At 70.4% G+C, this 15,670-nt stretch carries 14 protein-coding genes and 1 riboswitch; of the genes, 10 read left to right on the top strand and 4 right to left on the bottom strand.

Annotation, left to right across the window (positions count from 1 at the left end; translation table 11 throughout):
* Positions 1–43: 43 nt before the first annotated feature.
* A riboswitch (TPP riboswitch) is annotated at positions 44–141 on the top strand.
* The 3 genes from thiM (at position 130) to thiD (ending at position 2,510) form a co-directional block, all read left to right on the top strand.
* The gene (gene thiM / locus ACO0LU_RS04650) at positions 130–1,014 is read left to right on the top strand and encodes a hydroxyethylthiazole kinase (protein ID WP_424790261.1); all 885 of its coding nucleotides are present in this window, start codon (positions 130–132) and stop codon (positions 1,012–1,014) included. (Overlaps the previous riboswitch by 12 nt.)
* Complete coding sequence (thiE, locus tag ACO0LU_RS04645; protein WP_424790260.1) at positions 1,015–1,683, top strand: thiamine phosphate synthase; 669 nt, start codon at positions 1,015–1,017, stop codon at positions 1,681–1,683.
* Positions 1,680–2,510, top strand: a complete 831-nt coding sequence (gene thiD, locus ACO0LU_RS04640) for a bifunctional hydroxymethylpyrimidine kinase/phosphomethylpyrimidine kinase (RefSeq protein ID WP_424790259.1) — start codon at positions 1,680–1,682, stop codon at positions 2,508–2,510. The genes thiE and thiD overlap by 4 nt, the downstream gene beginning before the upstream one ends.
* A 4-nt stretch (positions 2,511–2,514) precedes the next feature.
* Here the strand turns inward: thiD and ACO0LU_RS04635 are convergent, their stop codons facing one another.
* Positions 2,515–3,969 carry an aminobutyraldehyde dehydrogenase gene (locus tag ACO0LU_RS04635; protein WP_424790258.1) on the bottom strand — a complete coding sequence of 485 codons (1,455 nt, stop codon included), beginning with the start codon at positions 3,967–3,969 and terminating at the stop codon, positions 2,515–2,517.
* Positions 3,970–4,012: 43 nt separating this feature from the next.
* Complete coding sequence (locus tag ACO0LU_RS04630) at positions 4,013–5,326, bottom strand: nucleotide disphospho-sugar-binding domain-containing protein (protein WP_424790257.1); 1,314 nt, start codon at positions 5,324–5,326, stop codon at positions 4,013–4,015.
* A gap of 128 nt (positions 5,327–5,454) precedes the next feature.
* Here ACO0LU_RS04630 and ACO0LU_RS04625 point away from each other — a divergent pair, with 128 nt between their 5' ends.
* Positions 5,455–6,750, top strand: coding sequence for a hypothetical protein (locus ACO0LU_RS04625; protein ID WP_424790256.1), 1,296 nt, complete (start codon positions 5,455–5,457; stop codon positions 6,748–6,750).
* 7 nt (positions 6,751–6,757) lie between these two features.
* Entirely contained in the window at positions 6,758–7,741 is a 984-nt protein-coding gene (locus tag ACO0LU_RS04620) for an SIS domain-containing protein (RefSeq protein WP_424790255.1), read from the top strand.
* 45 nt (positions 7,742–7,786) lie between these two features.
* On the opposite strand, the gene ACO0LU_RS04615 is transcribed toward ACO0LU_RS04620, so the two are convergent.
* Positions 7,787–9,229 (bottom strand): NAD(P)/FAD-dependent oxidoreductase, encoded by a 1,443-nt coding sequence (locus ACO0LU_RS04615; protein ID WP_424790254.1) that lies wholly within the window; start codon positions 9,227–9,229, stop codon positions 7,787–7,789.
* 164 nt (positions 9,230–9,393) lie between these two features.
* Here ACO0LU_RS04615 and ACO0LU_RS04610 point away from each other — a divergent pair, with 164 nt between their 5' ends.
* Positions 9,394–10,788: an NAD-dependent succinate-semialdehyde dehydrogenase gene (locus tag ACO0LU_RS04610; RefSeq protein WP_424790253.1), complete on the top strand. Its 1,395-nt coding sequence runs from the start codon at positions 9,394–9,396 to the stop codon at positions 10,786–10,788.
* A gap of 70 nt (positions 10,789–10,858) precedes the next feature.
* Here the strand turns inward: ACO0LU_RS04610 and ACO0LU_RS04605 are convergent, their stop codons facing one another.
* Positions 10,859–11,566 (bottom strand): YczE/YyaS/YitT family protein, encoded by a 708-nt coding sequence (locus ACO0LU_RS04605; RefSeq protein WP_424790252.1) that lies wholly within the window; start codon positions 11,564–11,566, stop codon positions 10,859–10,861.
* 83 nt (positions 11,567–11,649) lie between these two features.
* On the opposite strand from ACO0LU_RS04605, the gene ACO0LU_RS04600 reads away from it, so the two are divergent.
* The 4 genes from ACO0LU_RS04600 to ACO0LU_RS04585 all read left to right on the top strand — a co-directional run bounded on the left by ACO0LU_RS04600 (position 11,650) and on the right by ACO0LU_RS04585 (position 15,665).
* A complete protein-coding gene (locus ACO0LU_RS04600) occupies positions 11,650–12,096 on the top strand; it encodes a GNAT family N-acetyltransferase (protein ID WP_424790251.1) in 447 nt (148 codons plus the stop codon).
* 75 nt (positions 12,097–12,171) lie between these two features.
* Positions 12,172–13,248 (top strand): NAD(P)/FAD-dependent oxidoreductase, encoded by a 1,077-nt coding sequence (locus tag ACO0LU_RS04595; protein ID WP_424790250.1) that lies wholly within the window; start codon positions 12,172–12,174, stop codon positions 13,246–13,248.
* A gap of 69 nt (positions 13,249–13,317) precedes the next feature.
* The gene (locus ACO0LU_RS04590; protein ID WP_424790249.1) at positions 13,318–13,698 is read left to right on the top strand and encodes a VOC family protein; all 381 of its coding nucleotides are present in this window, start codon (positions 13,318–13,320) and stop codon (positions 13,696–13,698) included.
* 194 nt (positions 13,699–13,892) lie between these two features.
* Positions 13,893–15,665, top strand: coding sequence for an ABC transporter substrate-binding protein (locus ACO0LU_RS04585; protein WP_424790248.1), 1,773 nt, complete (start codon positions 13,893–13,895; stop codon positions 15,663–15,665).
* Positions 15,666–15,670: the final 5 nt, after the last annotated feature.

The raw sequence follows: 15,670 nt of genomic DNA, 5'->3' as shown, positions 1-15,670 counted from the left end.
GGGGCGACCCGACCTTCTGCGGGGTGGGGTTGTTAGACTCGAAGGCCACGACACGGGGTGCCGCCCACCGCGCGGCTGAGATGACACCCGTCGAACCTGCACTAGTTCGTACTAGCGAAGGGAATGTCCATGACTGATGTTTACGGTCACACCGAATCGGCGGGCCTTCCGGAGGCGGTCCACGTGACAGAGCAGGCCGCACACCTGCTGCGAGCCCTGCGGGAGCACAGCCCGTTGGTGCATAACATCATCAACCACGTGGCCACGAACTTCTCCGCCAACGCGTTATTGGCGATCGGGGCGGCACCGGCCATGGTGGACACGGCCGAGGAGGCGGGGGTGTTCGCCCCGATGGCGTCCGGACTGCTGATCAACCTGGGCACGTTGTCCCATCAGCAGCGCGACGCCGGCCGGGCGGCGGTGAGCGCCGCGAGCGAAGCCGGCACCCCGTGGGTGCTTGACCCGGTGGCGATCGGAGCGCTGCCGTTGCGCACCGGTTTCGCCGCCGAACTACTCGCCGCCGGGCCCACGGCAGTGCGCGGCAACGCCTCGGAGATCATGGCACTGGCAGGCGCCGGGGCTGGTGGGCGCGGGGTGGACTCTGCCGACGACACCGATACAGCCGCCCCGGTCGCCGCAGCCCTGGCCCGCGAGACCTCGATGGTGGTGGCGGTCTCCGGTGCGCGTGACCTCATCACCGACGGGTCAGCGGCCATCAGGGTCGATAACGGCCACGCGTTGCTCACCCGGATCACCGGCGCCGGCTGCGCACTCGGCTCGATCATCGCCGCGATGCTCGGTGCCCGTGGGACCACCAGCGCGCTGACCGCTGTCTCCGCCGCGCACGTGGTCTACGGCATCGCCGCCGAAGTGGCTGCCACCGACGCTCACGGCCCGGGCACGTTCCTGCCCGCGTTCCTGGACGCACTGGCCGGCATCACCCCGGAGCAGGTGATCGAGCAGGCTCGGGTCGAGGTGCTGGCGGCACCTGCGCCGGACCCGCAGGAGGCCTGAATGCAGCCCGGCATCTACCTGGTCACCGACCGCGAGTTGTGCGCACCACGCGGGGTGCCGGCCACGGTGGCAGCCGCGGTGGCCGGCGGGGTGCACACCGTGCAACTGCGGGACAAGGAGGCCGACCTGGACGATCACCTGCGTCAGTTGACGCACCTCACCGAGGTGATCGATGGCCGGGCGCACCTGATCGTCAACGACCGGCTCGACGTCGTCGTCGCCGCGCACAGTCGCGGCCTGCCGGTGCACGGGGTGCACCTGGGGCAACTCGATGACACAGCGGTGGCGGCCCGTGCGGAGTTGGGACCGGAGGCGATCGTCGGTCTCACTGCCAATACGGTCGCGCACCTGCAAGCCGTCGCCGCCCTGCCGGGGGGCACCGTCGACTACCTGGGGGTGGGGGTGATCCGGCCGACGACGACGAAGACCGACCATCCGGACGCGCTCGGTATCGAGGGGTTCGGCCGGTTCGCCGCCCGGACGCCGCTGCCGTGCGTGGCGATCGGCGGCGTGCGGCCCGAGGACGCCGGGCCGCTGCGGCGCGCCGGTGCCGGCGGGGTGGCAGTGGTCTCGGCGTTGTGTGCGGCGCCGGATCCCGAGGCGGTGGCCCGGGGGCTGCGTACCGACTGGGACGCCGCAGGATCCGGCCCGGGCAAGGCCGGCGCATGAGTATTCCGCGCGTCCTGTCCATCGCCGGATCCGACCCCTCCGGGGGCGCGGGGATCCAGGCGGACATCAAGTCGATCGCGGCCAACGGCGGATACGGCATGGCGGCGGTCACTGCGCTGACCGCACAGAACACCCGCGGGGTCCGGGGTGTGCACATCCCCCCGCCGCAGTTCCTGATCGACCAACTCGAGGCGATCAGCGAGGACATCCAGGTCGATGCGGTCAAGATCGGGATGCTGGCCAACACGGCCACCATCGAGGTGGTCACCGGGTGGCTGGAGCGCAGCACGGCAGCCCACGTGGTGCTCGATCCGGTGATGGTGGCCACCAGCGGCGACCGACTGCTGGACGCCGATACCTCCGAGGCGCTGTCCGGACTCATCACTCGCGCCGGGTTGATCACCCCGAACATCCCCGAACTGGCTGTGCTCGCCGGAACAGAGACCGCCGGGGACTGGGAGGAGGCAACGGCGCAGGCGCGCCACGTGGCCAAGGAGTATGGGGTGAGCGTGCTGGCCAAGGGCGGGCACCTGCCCGGCGAACGCGCCACCGATCTGCTGGTCTGGCCCGGCGGTAGCGTCACCCAGGTGTCCTCGGCGTGGATCGACACACCCAACACCCACGGCACCGGATGCTCGCTCTCCTCGGCGATCGCTACCCGGGTGGTCGAGCGCGAGGGCGACTGGGAGTCCGCCGTGCGCGTTGCCAAGACCTGGCTCACCACCGCCCTGGCCGCTGCCGATGACCTTCAGGTCGGCTCCGGCCACGGCCCACTGCACCACTTCGCGGGCCAACCCGGGGCCGGTCGTCGCGCCCGGCGCGCGTGAAACCTCAGGCGGGTCGGAACCCGGTGGTTTCCGGGGGCACCTGGTGCCGGATCATCACGTGCCGCGTCACCGAGTAGTCCAGCAACGGCTCGATGCTCAGGTCCTTGCCGAAGCCCGACCCCTTCACTCCCCCGTGCGGGGCCTCCGAAGCGATCGGCAGGTGGTCGTTGATCCAGGTCACCCCCACCTCCAACCGGTGGCTGACCCGGATCGCCCGGGCCACATCGGACGTCCACACCGAGGAGGCCAGGCCGTAGGCACTGTCATTGGCCAGAGCCACCGCCTGCTCCTCATCGTCGAAGGGCAGCGCCACCAGCACCGGTCCGAACACCTCACCCTGGACCAGTTCGGAGTCCTGCGCGGCACCGACCACCAGTGTGGGCGGGTAGAAGAACCCCGGCCCTTCCAGCGGCTCCCCGCCGGTGAGCACCTCGCCTCCGTGGTTCACCGCACGAGTGACGAAGCCGTGCACCCGTTCCCGGTGGGCAGCGGAGATCAGTGGTCCGATGTGTGTCGCTGGGTCGTGGGGGTCCCCGGCCACCACGGTCTCCATGGTGGCTCGCAGGGCATCGACCCCCTGATCGAAGATCTCCCGCTGCAGGTAGACCCGGGTGGCGGCGGTGCAGTCCTGACCGGTGGAGTAGGTGGCCCCCATCGCCACCGCGTGGGCCATCTGGGCGATGTCGGCGTCGGGGAAGACCACCGCCGGGGCCTTGCCGCCCAGTTCCAGGTGCACCCGTTTGACGCCCTCGACCGCCCCGCGCATCACGGCCTTACCGGTCTGGGTGGACCCGGTCACGCTGACCATGTCCACCCCGGCGTGCCCGGCCAGCGCTGCGCCCACATCACCGTCGCCGGTGACCACCCCGAGCGCCCCCTCGGGCAGCCCGCACTCGGCGGCCAGGTCGGCGATCCGAGCGGTGCTGCTCGGCGTCAACGGGGCCGGTTTGATCACCACCGAGTTGCCCGCAGCCAGTGCGGGCCCGATCTTCCACACCGCCATCACCAGCGGGAAGTTCCACGGGGCGATACTGGCCACCACCCCCACCGGGCGGCGCACCATCATCGAGGTGTACCCATCGGAGAACACCCCGGCCCCGGTGCCGTCGGTGGAACGGGCCGCCCCGGCGAAGAAGCGTAGGTTGTCCGCGGCGAAGGGAATCTCCCCCTCGGCCACCACCGTCCACGGCTTACCGGTCTCGGCCACCTCCAAGGCCGCCAGTTCGTCGGTGTGCGCCTCCAGCGCATCGGCGAGCCGCAACAGCACCCGCGCGCGTTCGGAGGGGGTCCGCCCGGCCCATCCCGGCGCCGCCGCACCCGCTCGCGCCACGGCGGCATCGACGTCGTCGATCGTGGACAGGTGCACCGTGCGGGTGACCTCCCCCGTGGCGGGGTTGATCAGGTCCAGGGGTGTGCCCGCGACGGCCGAGGGCCGTTCGGTGGAGACGGAGTCAGTCATGGGGCCGAGCCTCTCACGAACCCCGTGGCTGGGTTCGCGCACGTCATGAGCCGGCTCGCTCCGCCACACCCTGCCGCCCGATCTCGACCAGCAGGTCCGCCGCCCTGTGCAAGCCGCGCCGGGCCCGGATCCGCTCCCCGATGCGCTCGGCCTCGGCCCGCATCCCGGTGTCGGCCAGCAGGTCGGCGACCGCTTGGCGCAGTTCGGTGGCACTCACCCGGTAGGTGTCCACGCGCCGCCCCAGGCCCTTCTCGTGCACGCGCTGGGCGTTGTCGTACTGGTCCCAGAACAGCGGCATCAGCACCATCGGCTTCCCGAAGTGCAGCGACTCGGTGACAGTGTTGTTGCCGCCGTGGGTGATCACCAGGTCCACCTTCGGGATGATCGTGGTCTGCGGGAGGAACTCCGCGCCCCACATGTTGTCGGCGAGTTCGATCTCGGCGTGCAGCGGGCCCTTGGAGACGATGATGTGATAGTCGGTCTCGGCCAGGGCGGCGATCACGCTGCGCATCAGCCCCACGTCGGCGCCACCGAGGGAGCCGAGGCTGAAGTAGATCAGCGGTTTGGATCCGTCCAGGAAGTGCGCGGGGATGTCCGCCTCGGTCTCGGTCTCGCGCACCGCCGAGTCGATCCGGTACCAGGTCGAATCCAGCGGGCGGGCGTCGGTGTAGTCGATCTCGGCGGGGTACAGGTACAGGTTGCGGTCGCCGGCGTGGCTGAACTCCAAATAGGGCAGCGGCGGAGCCCCTTGTTCCTGCACCCAGGCATTGAAGTCCTCCCACACCTGCCGGTGGGAGCGCTCGTAGGCCTCGCGGAAGGTGGCCCAGCCTTCCCGGTCGTCCTGCCCCAACCCGGAGAGCACCGGGGCGATGTTCTCCCCGGGGACCTCCAGCGGGTTGCAGGAGACGACCCGTACGTACTTCGCCGGTGAGGTCATCAGGGCGGGGAAGGTGAGCACGTTGTCCAGGATCGTCACGTCGGGCTGGTTGCGCTCGACCACCTCTCGCAGCGCCGGCGCGGAGTACTTCACCCCCTCGATCAGCGCCTCCAGGATCGGGCGACTCACGGTGGTCAGTTGCTCCTGGGTGCTCTTGAGGAACTCCGGGGAGATCTCCTGGATGTAGTTCTTCCAGAACGCTCCCGCGTCCTGCTCGGTCTCGTCCTGCGCTGGTGGCTCCAGGTCCACCAGGTCCTCGACGAACCCGTGCGGACTGAGTTGGCCCGCCCAGGAGGATTCCGACGCGAAGACCACCCGGTGCCCGCGGCGCACCAGTTCCTTACCGACCCCGATGCAGTTGTTCGTCGGCCCGTAGGCACTCTCCGGTAGGAACAGGAAGGTCAGGGATTCTCTTGTCACGGCCGTCTCCTCATCGATGTGCGCCTGGCCGCGCAAGCCTAGCCGGAGCGTGAGCATCGGCGCTGCCCCCGCGCGTGTCAACGCCTGCTCGCGTCCGACAGCGGGCGGGACCTGAGAGGCTGTGGCCCATGGACGTGGTGAGGACCCAGCACGGGCGCCTGGCGCTGGACGAGGACGGGCGGGTGCAGGTGCTCAGCGCCCGTGGTGTGCCGGCCCGCGCCGGCGACGGACTGGCTGCCGACCTGGTGAATGCCACCACGACGGGCCCGGCCGACGACGACGCGCCCGCGCCGTATGCAGGCGCCGCCTCCGTAGCACCCACCCCGCCAGCCCAGGCCCGCGCAGCCGGTCTGCGGGCCAGCCCGGGGCATGTGGAGATCACCCGGCCCGGCCGGTACGCGAGCGGACCGTCCGCAGCCGGTCCTGCGTCCTCGGCCGGTCCTGCGCCGCTGCCCGCCGACCGGCCACGGCCTCTCACCGGCGCGGACGAAAGCGACTTCGGTGTGGATATGACCAACTGGTCGGTCGCCGTGGGGCAGTCGGTGGTCAAGGTGATCCACGCCTGGGGCAGCGCCGACCGGGCCGGGGTGATCCTGGACCACCTGGCCTCGATCGGATCGGGCGTCACACCGGCGCTGCTGGGCCGGCTGGACTGGGTGCACCCGAGGGGCCGGGCCACTGTGGCGATGGTCACCGAGCTCATTCCCGGCGCCACCGACGGGTGGACCTGGGCGGTCGATGACGTGCTGGCCCACCTAGACGGCGGACCCGAACCCACCTGGCCACGACAGTTGGGAGCGCTCGCGGCCCGGCTGCATACCGACCTGGCCCGGATGGGTCAGGGGCCACCGGCCCATGGCGGGCGCGTGCGCGCCGATGCATACGACGCGCTCACCGAGGCGTTGACGGTCACCGACGGCGACGCCGGGCGGCGCCTGCGCGATCGCCGCGGCGCCCTGGAGCAGGTGCTGGACACTATCCCCGATCACCTGACCGCGCCCACCATCCACCTGCACGGCGACCTGCACGTCGGACAGGTGCTGCGTGCGAACGAGCGCTACTGGGTGATCGACTTCGACGGTGACCCGCAACAGCCCGCGGCGCAGCAGCACCGTCGCGACCTGGCGGCGCGGGACGTGGCCCACCTACTCACCTCGGTGGAGTTGGTGGCCTCGGTGTGTGCGCGACGGCGCGACGGCGCGGAGCAGACCCTGCGCACCTGGGCCGGCGCCGGGCGCGCACAGGTGTTGGCCGCCTACCGGGCCGAGTTGGCGGCGAGACAGTCCTGCGAACTCCTCGACGCCGCAGCGCTGGAAGGGCTGATCGTGGCGCAACTGCTGCGCGAACTGACCTATGCCGCCACGTACCTGCCCCGCTGGCAGTACGCCGCCGACACCGCGCTGACCTTCCGCTACGGGGGATGATGGGGCCATGGACGTCACCCGCTTTCACGAAGACCTTGCCCTCCTCCCGCACCATCTGGAATCACTTGCCGGGGCACTCGAGGCGGGCCTGCCCGGTGTGGACCTGCTTCCGCCGGCCAGCCGGGTCCTGGTGCTGGGGATGGGATCCAGCGCCTACGCCGCCGGCGTGGTGGCTCAGGCCGCCCGCGCGCAGGGGGTCGCGGTGGAGGTATCCCTGGCCAGCGCCGAGCTGCTCCCACCCCCGGCGCCGGACCTGGTGGTGATCGCGGTCTCGGCCACCGGCGGCAGCGCCGAGGTACTGCACGCCGTCACCCGTTACACCGGGACCGGCCGGCTCGTGGCGGTGACCAACAAGGCCGACTCCCCCCTCGCCGAGGTGGCGGACGTCCTCGTCCCCCTGACCGCAGGGGTGGAGGCCTCCGGCGTTGCCTGCCGCACCTTCCGGCACACGGTCGTGGTGCTCTCGGAGGTGTTGCGAACCTACGGGTTCACCCCGGCCGTGGCGCCGGCGGCGAGCGCTCGCCGGGCAGCCGGCGCCAACGCCGAGTTGCTCGAGGGCGCACCGGCCTGGCTGCCGCAGGTGAGCAGCACGCTGCTGGGACCCCACGGCACGTTCCTGCTGGCCCCGCTGGAGCGGCTGGCCAGTGCCCAGCAGGGCGCGTTGATGATGCGGGAGGTACCACGCCGGCCGGCGTGGGCCAGTGAGACCGGCGACTGGGCACACGTGGACCTGTACCTGGCCCGCACCCTGGACTACCGGGTGCTGCTGTTCGCCGGTTCGCGCTGGGATGGCCAGGCCCTGGACTGGTTGGAGCACCGCGGTGCCACGTTCGTCTCCGTGGGTGCGGACTTGCCCGGCGCCGCGCATGTGGTGCGCTACGCCGGGGATGAGGACCCGCTGGTGGCGGTGCTCAGCGAGGTGCTGGTGGCCGAACTCGTGGCGGCACGGTGGCACGAGGCGGACCCGGACTTCACGTGGAGCGGCCGGTAGGTCAGCGCGCTGACCGCTACGGGTTGGCCCTGCCGGCGAGGTGGTTCAGGAATCGAATCCCACGCCGAAGCGGTCGGCCAGGCGCAGCAGGAAGGTGTCCCGGCCGTCGTGGCGGGCGTCGGACTTGGCCACCGCCCGGCGCATCAGCTGGACCAGCGGATAGGCCAGCGGCTCCGGTGGCACCGGCATCGGTTTGGAGCCCACCATGGCCAGCCGGGTCCGCGGGGTCTCATCGCCCTCGAGCAGGTCGAGCATGGTCTCGGCACCGAACCGGGTGGCGCCCACGCCCAGCCCGGTGAAGCCGGCGCTGTAGGCCACATGCCCGCCCATGGCGGTGCCGTGGAATGCCACCAGGTTCGTGGACATGTCGATCATCCCGCCCCAGGCGTGGGTGAAGGTGATGTCCTGCAGTTGCGGGAAGGTGCTGAGGAAATGATCGGCCAGGCGCAGGAAGGTCTCGGGTCGTTGCTCCTGCGCGCCGCGCACCTTGCCGCCGCGGTGGTAGATCGCGTCGTAGCCGCCGAAGAGGATCCGGTTGTCGGCGCTCTTGCGGTAGTAGTGGAACTCGCGGGAGGAGTCGGTGATCCCGTGCCGGCCGGTCCAGCCGATCGCCTCCAGTTGGGCCTCGGTGAGCGGCTGGGTCATCAACGCGTAGTCGTAGATCGGCACCGAGAACCACTCGTTCCGGGCCAACAGCGCGGGGAAGCCGTTGGTGGCCAGCGTCACCTTCCGCGCCCGGATGGTCCCGCCGTCGGTACGCACCTGAACGTCGCGGCTGGACCGGACCAGGCCCCGCACGGGGGTGTGCTCATAGATCTGCACGCCGAGGTCCAGACAGGCCCGGCGCAACCCCCAGGCCAGTTTGGCCGGATGGACGAAGGAGTACCCATCCTTCTTGAACCGGCCGGCCAGGTACAGCGGTGAGTTGACCTGCTCGCGCACCTGGTCGCGGTCGAAGAATCGCGAGTCCGGGTCCGGCGAGGCCTGAGCGGCGGCGCGCAGCGAGTCCACCTGGTGCTCCTCGGTGGCCACCACCAGGACGCCGGTGTTCTCGTACTCGGCATCGATGCCGTACCGCTCGATGGCCTGTTCCAGGCCGCGGAAGTTCGCCCGGGCCACCTGCTCGATCGCGGGCAGCTCCTCGGCGAAGTGGCGGGCGCCGTTGACCTCGCCATGGGTCAGGCTCATCTCGCAGAAGCCCCCGTTGCGGCCGCTGGCCGCCCAGCCCGCCTGGCGCGCCTCCAGCACGATCACCGACCGGCCGGGGTCACGTTCCTTGGCGATCAGGGCCGCCCACAAACCGCAGTATCCGGCACCGACCACCACCAGGTCCGCGCGGGCGTCACCGCTCAGGGCCGGGCGTGGAGCCGGCCGCGCCGGGGAGTCGAGCCAGAACGGGGTGCGGTTGGCGCCGGTGATCTTGCTCTGCAGCCACGCGGCGTCGTGCTGCAGGTCGTGGCCATACCCGCGCGGCGAAAACCTCCTCACCTGCGCCACCTCCGCCGACCGTGCGGTGCTCACTGAGGCAGCCGCGTCACCTTTACTTTACCTACCGCCCTGGTCAGGATGGCAGCAGCGGTGCGGCCGGTGTACACCGACCCCGCCGGGCCGGCGATCGGCCGGCATCATCAGTCTTCTTCCAGGAGCACTCCATGACGACGTCCCCTGCCTACCGCACCCAGAACCCGGCCACCGGGGAGGTGCTGGCTACCTACGATTTCGCCACCGATGACCAGATCGCCGAGGCGTTGGCCGCCTCGGCGCAGGCATTCGGCGAGTTCGCCGCGAGACCGATCGAGGAGCGGGCCGCGATCGTGGCCCGGATCGGTGATTTGTTCACCGAGCGCGCGGATGAGTTGGCGACCACCATCACCACCGAGATGGGCAAGCCGATCGCCGAGGCCCACGAGGAGGTGGAGTTCTGCCGGGACATCTTCGCCTATTACGCCGCCGAGGGGCCGGGCCTGGCCGCCGACCGCGTGCTCACCGAGGCCGACGGTGCGCGCGCCGTGATCCAGCGCCGCGCACTGGGCCCGTTGCTGGGGATCATGCCGTGGAACTACCCCTACTACCAGGTGGCCCGGTTCGTGGCGCCGAACCTGATGCTCGGAAACACGATCATCCTCAAGCATGCCGAGATCTGCCCGGCCTCGGCCCTGGCGGTACAGCGCCTGTTCCATGACGCCGGGGTGCCGGCGGGGGTGTACCAGAACCTGTTCGCCACCCACGAACAGGTCTCCACCATCATCGCCGACCCGCGGATCCAGGGGATCTCCCTGACCGGCTCCGAGCGAGCCGGAGCGGCCGTGGCCGAGCAGGCCGGACGGCACCTGAAGAAGGTGGTACTCGAACTCGGTGGGTCCGACCCCTACGTGGTGCTGTCCAGCGCGGACCCGCGGGCGGCGGCACGCGAGGCGCTGGCGGTGCGGATGGAGAACACCGGGCAGGCGTGCAACTCCAACAAACGCATGATCGTCATGGCCGATGTGTACGAGGAGTTCGTGGACGAACTGCGCACCCAGGTAGCGGCGTTGACCCCGGCCGATCCGGCTACGGGCGCCGAGGGCACCTACGGACCGCTGTCCTCGCCGTCGGCCGCTGCGTTGTTGCTGGAGCAGGTGCGCGACGCGGTCGACCACGGCGCCACGCTGCACGTGGGCGGGACCCACCTGGACCGGCCGGGCAACTACGTGGCCCCGGCGGTGCTGACCGACATTCCCGACGGCGCCCGCGCCTACCGTGAGGAACTGTTCGGACCCGTCGCGGCCGTGTACAAGGTGACCTCGGAAGAGCAGGCGCTGCGGTTGGCCAATGACTCCCCCTACGGCCTCAGCGGCACCGTGTTCGCCACCGAGCCGGGCCGGGCAGAGGCTTTCGCCGAGCAGATGCAAGTGGGGATGGCCGGGGCGAACGCCCCGGCACCCGAGACCGCGGACATGCCCTTCGGTGGGGTCAAACGCTCCGGCTACGGGCGCGAGCTGGGGCCGCTGGGCATGGATGAGTTCGTGAACAAGCGCCTGTTCTACGTCGAGTCCGCCCAATCCTGACCTCTGCGAGAGGTTGCGGTTCGGGCCTCAGTCGCGGGTGGGGTGCGTCGCCTGAATCGGGTGGGTGCCATTAGGGGCGGGTGGGTGCGCGCGAACCCTGGCCCGGGTGCACCGGGGGCAATCGCACCGCCAGGAAGGGCAGGAAGGTCTGTGTCAGCGGGCCGATCGCCAGGGCGAACAGCACCGTGCCGACCCCGACCACGCCCCCCAGCAACCACCCGGTCAGCACCACGATCACCTCGATGCAGGTACGCACCACGCGCAGGCTCACCGGTAGCAGCCGGGCCAGTGCCGTGCTCAGGCCATCGCGTGGACCCGGCCCCAACTGGGCGCCGATGTACATCGCGGTGGCGATACCGTTCAGGACGATCCCTCCGACCATCATCGGGATCCGTCCGGCCATGGCCTCCACCGCCGGCACCACCACCAGCGCCAGGTCCAGCACGATCCCGACCCAGATCGCGTTGGCGATCGTGCCCACGCCCGGCATCTCCCGGAGCGGGATCCACAGCAACAGCAACAGCAACGACAGGCCGATGAGGATCGCGCCGATACTCAGCGGCAGGTGCCGGGACAGGCCGTAGTGGAGCACGTCCCAGGGCATCATGCCCAGGCCCGCCTGGATCATCACCGCGAGGGAGACACCGAACAGGGTCAGCCCCAGGAGGAGCATCCCCAAACGCAGCGGCAACCGTCCGGCCCGCAACTGCTGAGCCGGGGTCATCCGCCGCAGACCCAGATCCTCCAAGGAACGACGCACGATCGGCCATGCTGCCACACCTCGCCTCCCGGTTGCCGCGGCGTCTCACCGGGCCGGCGACGCGGCCAGGAGCAGCAGCGCAGCCAGTACCCTGGCCGATCATGATCGTGCGTGTGGCTGTGCCGGCCGATGTCACCGCCGCGTCCCGCCGCGAACCTCCCGGCGCCGAGCCTGCCCTCGGGCATGGCGCGCGCCGGCGCGCCGGGGAGGCGACCTACCTGGTGGCCCGCGAGGACGATGAGGTGATCGGTGGTGTGCTGGTGGCCCGCGGCGAGTTACGGCACCTGCGGGTTGATTCCCGCGCCCGGGGGCGCGGGGTGGGCACCGCCTTGATCGCCGCCGCCGAGGACCTGCTTCGCGAACAAGGTCACGACCACGCCACCTTGGGGGTGGATCTGGGCAACCACCGAGCCCGCGCCCTGTACCTGCGCCTGGGCTACGTCGCCACCGGTCGCACCGAAACCGTCAGTTACACCTACGTCGCTGACGACGGCACGCGCCGCCGCGCCACCGAGACCAACGAGGAACTGTGCAAGAACCTGAGGTAGCCAGCGGTTGACGACCCCTCCGGCCGCCCCGACGATGAACTCCTAGGCCGGTATCCGCGTACCCCAGGAGGCACTATGGCCGATGTCGCCGTCGTCGGTGCCGGCATCGTGGGCATGGCCGCCGCCTACGCCGCGCAGCAGCGCGGGGCCGATGTCACTGTGTACGAACCGGCCGCGCCGGGCAGCGGGCAGTCCGCTGGGTGCTCGCGGATCTTCCGCCACGCCCACGACGATCCGCGCATGGTGACCTGGGCGGTGCGCAGCCGCCGCAGCTGGCGCCAGTGGGAACGCGACTTCGGCACCGAACTGCTCTCCGCAGACGGCGCACTGTCGCTAGGTGATGGTGCCCTCGACAAACTCCGCATCCTGGCCGGCGTCGAGGGCGTCGAAGCTGCCCGGGTTGATCCGGATCAGGTGGCTCGAGCCCTCCCGATCCTGGCGCCCTACGACGGCCCGGCCGTCCTCGATCACGGCGGCGGCTCGATCCGCACCGAGACCGCCATCGCGGCACTGGCCGGGGCGCTGCACCAAGCCCTCATCGGAGAGCAGGTCATCACCATCGGCCCGGCTGGTTCCCGGGTGGAGGTACGCACCCTGACCGGTCGGCGCCGGCATGACCATGTGCTGGTCTGCGCAGGCGCCCGCACGGCCGAACTGGTCCCAGACATGGCTATCCCGGTGCGTCTCTGCGCCCATGTCCGTCTGACGTTCGCGGTGACCGGGGAAGCTCCGGAGCGACTGGCGACGCTGCAGGACTCCAGCGGGGCGTTCGGCGCAACCGGGGTCTACGCCGCGGCCCACCCCGGCAACACCCGCTACTCCCTGGGCCTGAGCAGCACCACCGACCTCACCTCCCCCGGAGGCGCGCAGCGCTTGGCCGACCTGGCCGAGCAGGCCCGGGCCTACGTCGCCACGGCCCTGCCCGGCCTGGACCCGGACCCGGTGGGACACGTGCACTGCTGGGTCACCGAATTGCCCTGGGGCTCCGACGGCGTCGGGGTGTGGCAGGGACCCGGGGTGAGCGCCGTCGTCGGGCACAACCTGTTCAAGCAGGCTCCCGCCCTCGGGCAGGCGTTGGCCAAGGTTGCCGTGGGCGAGGATCTGCCCGCCGACCTGGCGCCGGCGGCCCGGTTCGGGGGGCCACCCCGGTAGCCACCGGTGGGTCGTGCCGCCACCGGGTGGTCGCTGCGTAGTCACCGCCCATGAGAACGGAGGAGCATCATGGAACGACCGTCGATGAGTCTCACCTCGATCACGATCGGCGCCCCCGAGCCGGGAGCGCTGGCGGCCTTCTACGCCGACCTCCTCGGACTGCAGGTCACCAGTGAGGAGCCCGACGGCGGCTGGGCCCAGATCCGCGCCCCCGAGGGGTCCGGGCCTACTCTGAACTTCGAGTTCGAACGTCACCACACCCGCCCGGTCTGGCCCGCCCGACCCGGTGCACAGGTGGCCACCCAGCACCTGGACATCTGGGTGCAGGACCTGCACGCGGCGGTGCGATGGGCGCTCCGGTGCGGGGCCGTCGAGGCCGAGGTCCAACCCCAGCCGCAGGTGCGCGTCCTGATCGACCCCGCCGGCCACCCCTTCTGCCTGTTCACCTGAGCCAAACGCGATGACGCGCGTGCCGGCCGGCCGGTCGCGGCTGGGTGCGCCCCGGGCGCGTCGAAGCCCACAACTTCCCGCCCACCGGTAATCCACGATCACGGACAGGTAACGCTTGCACGACGCCCTTGACCATACCCGGAGGCTGGCCCCACTATGTGACATACCACTCACCAAAGACGGAGTTCAGGACTATGAAGTCAACTCGCAGCAAGGCCCTGGGGGCGCTGCTCATCGCCGGCGCGCTGGCGCTCGGGGCCTGTTCGAACGGAGCCGGCAACGGCAACGGCTCGACCGGATCGGGGGACGACTCCGGCAGCGAGTCGGAGGTGACGCTGACCGAAGCCGGTTTCGCCCTGCGCACCTCCGCGGCCAGCCCCGGCGGGACCGTCACCGTCCTCGGCGCGGTGGACTTCTCCCACCTGGACCCGGCGATGGGTAACGACGGCAACGTCAACAACTTCTACCACCTGATCTACCGCCACCTGACCAACTACGTCTACGACCCCGAGACCGAGGAGATGACGCTGGTCGGGGACCTCGCCGAGGACCTGGGCACCCCGAACGAGGACGCCACCGTGTGGACCTTCACCCTGCGGGAGGGCCTGCGGTACGAGGACGGCACCCCGATCACCTCCCACGATCTGAAGTACGCGCTGGAACGGTCCATGGACCCAGGCCTGGCGATCGGTTCGGACCTGCACATGGTGATCGACGGTGCCCGCGAGTACGCGGGCACCTACGACGCCCCGGAGGGCCTGGACTCGATCAGCACGCCCGATGACCGCACGATCGAGTTCACCCTGGAGCGGCCGTTGGCCGACTTCAACGCCGTGGCGGCCAACCCACCGTTCACCCCCTTCCCCGACGGCGAGGTGGACGTGGAGCAGATCGACGTCCAACCCATCGCCTCCGGCCCCTACCGGGTGGAGTCCTACGAGCGCGGCTCGCACGTCTCCCTGGTCCGCAACGAGGAGTGGGACCCCGAGACCGACCCGATCCGCGCCGCGCAGCCCGATGCGTTCGAGTTCGTCTTCGGCCTGGACCCCAACACCATCGACCAACGCGCGCTGACCGGGCAGGGAGATGACCGCAACGCGGTCATCTCCAGCACCAACCCGCTGCTGCCGGCCAGCCTGGGCCGGGTGCTCGATGATGAGTCGCTGCGGGAGCGCACCATCCAGATCCTGCCCACCTGCACCACGTTCCTGACCCTGAACACCACCAAGGACGTGATGTCGGACCTGACCGTGCGGCAGGCCCTCAACTACGCGATCGACCGGCAGAGCGTGATCACCGCCACCGGCGGCCCGGCAGTCGCCGAGGTCGCCACCGAGATGCTGCTGCCAACCGTGCCGGGCCGGGAAGAGTTCGACCTGTACCCGACCGACAACTCCGAGGGTGACCCCGAACTCGCCCGCAGCATGATCGAGGAGGCCGGCTACGACGCGGACGAATTGTCCTTCGTCATGGACGTGCGCGGCATTCCGAAATGGCAGGCACAGGCCGAGGCCGTCCAGCAGTCCCTGCAGGCTGCCGGGATCAGCGTGGAACTGAACGTCATCGACGGCGCCACCTACTACGAGGCGATCGGCACCCCGGCCCAGCAGAACGACATGGCCATCTACGGCTGGTGCGGTAGCTGGCTCTCCGGTACCCCGCTGCTGACGCCGCTGTTCGACGGCACCCGGATCTCCGAATCGGGCAACACCAACATGTCCCAGTTCGACGAACCCGAGATCAACGACCGGTTCCGCGAGATCGAGATGATCACCGACATCGACGAGCAGAACGCTGCCTACGCCGAACTGAACCGGGAGATCATGGAACACGCCCCGGTGGTGCCGCTGGTACGGGAGACCCCCTTGCAGATGGTGGGGGAGAACGTCGGCGACGCCTACGCCCACGCCGCCCGCACCGGGTACATCGACTACGCCTCTGTTGGTCTGATCGACCCAGAGGGCTGAGTCTT

Origin of the sequence: Pseudactinotalea sp. Z1748 (assembly GCF_049725185.1) — a bacterium.
Lineage (GTDB): Bacteria > Actinomycetota > Actinomycetes > Actinomycetales > Beutenbergiaceae > CALKWS01.
The sequence above is the reverse complement of the archived record's forward strand: the minus strand, read 5'-3'. Positions and strand labels throughout refer to the sequence as shown.

Bases quoted from the DNA above. Each gene is read 5' to 3' on its own strand.
- thiM (WP_424790261.1), top strand. From the start codon at position 130: ATGACTGATGTTTACGGTCACACCGAATCGGCGGGCCTTCCGGAGGCG.
- thiE (WP_424790260.1), top strand. From the start codon at position 1,015: ATGCAGCCCGGCATCTACCTGGTCACCGACCGCGAGTTGTGCGCACCA.
- thiD (WP_424790259.1), top strand. From the start codon at position 1,680: ATGAGTATTCCGCGCGTCCTGTCCATCGCCGGATCCGACCCCTCCGGG.
- ACO0LU_RS04635 (WP_424790258.1), bottom strand. From the start codon at position 3,969: ATGACTGACTCCGTCTCCACCGAACGGCCCTCGGCCGTCGCGGGCACA.
- ACO0LU_RS04625 (WP_424790256.1), top strand. From the start codon at position 5,455: ATGGACGTGGTGAGGACCCAGCACGGGCGCCTGGCGCTGGACGAGGAC.
- ACO0LU_RS04620 (WP_424790255.1), top strand. From the start codon at position 6,758: ATGGACGTCACCCGCTTTCACGAAGACCTTGCCCTCCTCCCGCACCAT.
- ACO0LU_RS04610 (WP_424790253.1), top strand. From the start codon at position 9,394: ATGACGACGTCCCCTGCCTACCGCACCCAGAACCCGGCCACCGGGGAG.
- ACO0LU_RS04600 (WP_424790251.1), top strand. From the start codon at position 11,650: ATGATCGTGCGTGTGGCTGTGCCGGCCGATGTCACCGCCGCGTCCCGC.
- ACO0LU_RS04595 (WP_424790250.1), top strand. From the start codon at position 12,172: ATGGCCGATGTCGCCGTCGTCGGTGCCGGCATCGTGGGCATGGCCGCC.
- ACO0LU_RS04590 (WP_424790249.1), top strand. From the start codon at position 13,318: ATGGAACGACCGTCGATGAGTCTCACCTCGATCACGATCGGCGCCCCC.
- ACO0LU_RS04585 (WP_424790248.1), top strand. From the start codon at position 13,893: ATGAAGTCAACTCGCAGCAAGGCCCTGGGGGCGCTGCTCATCGCCGGC.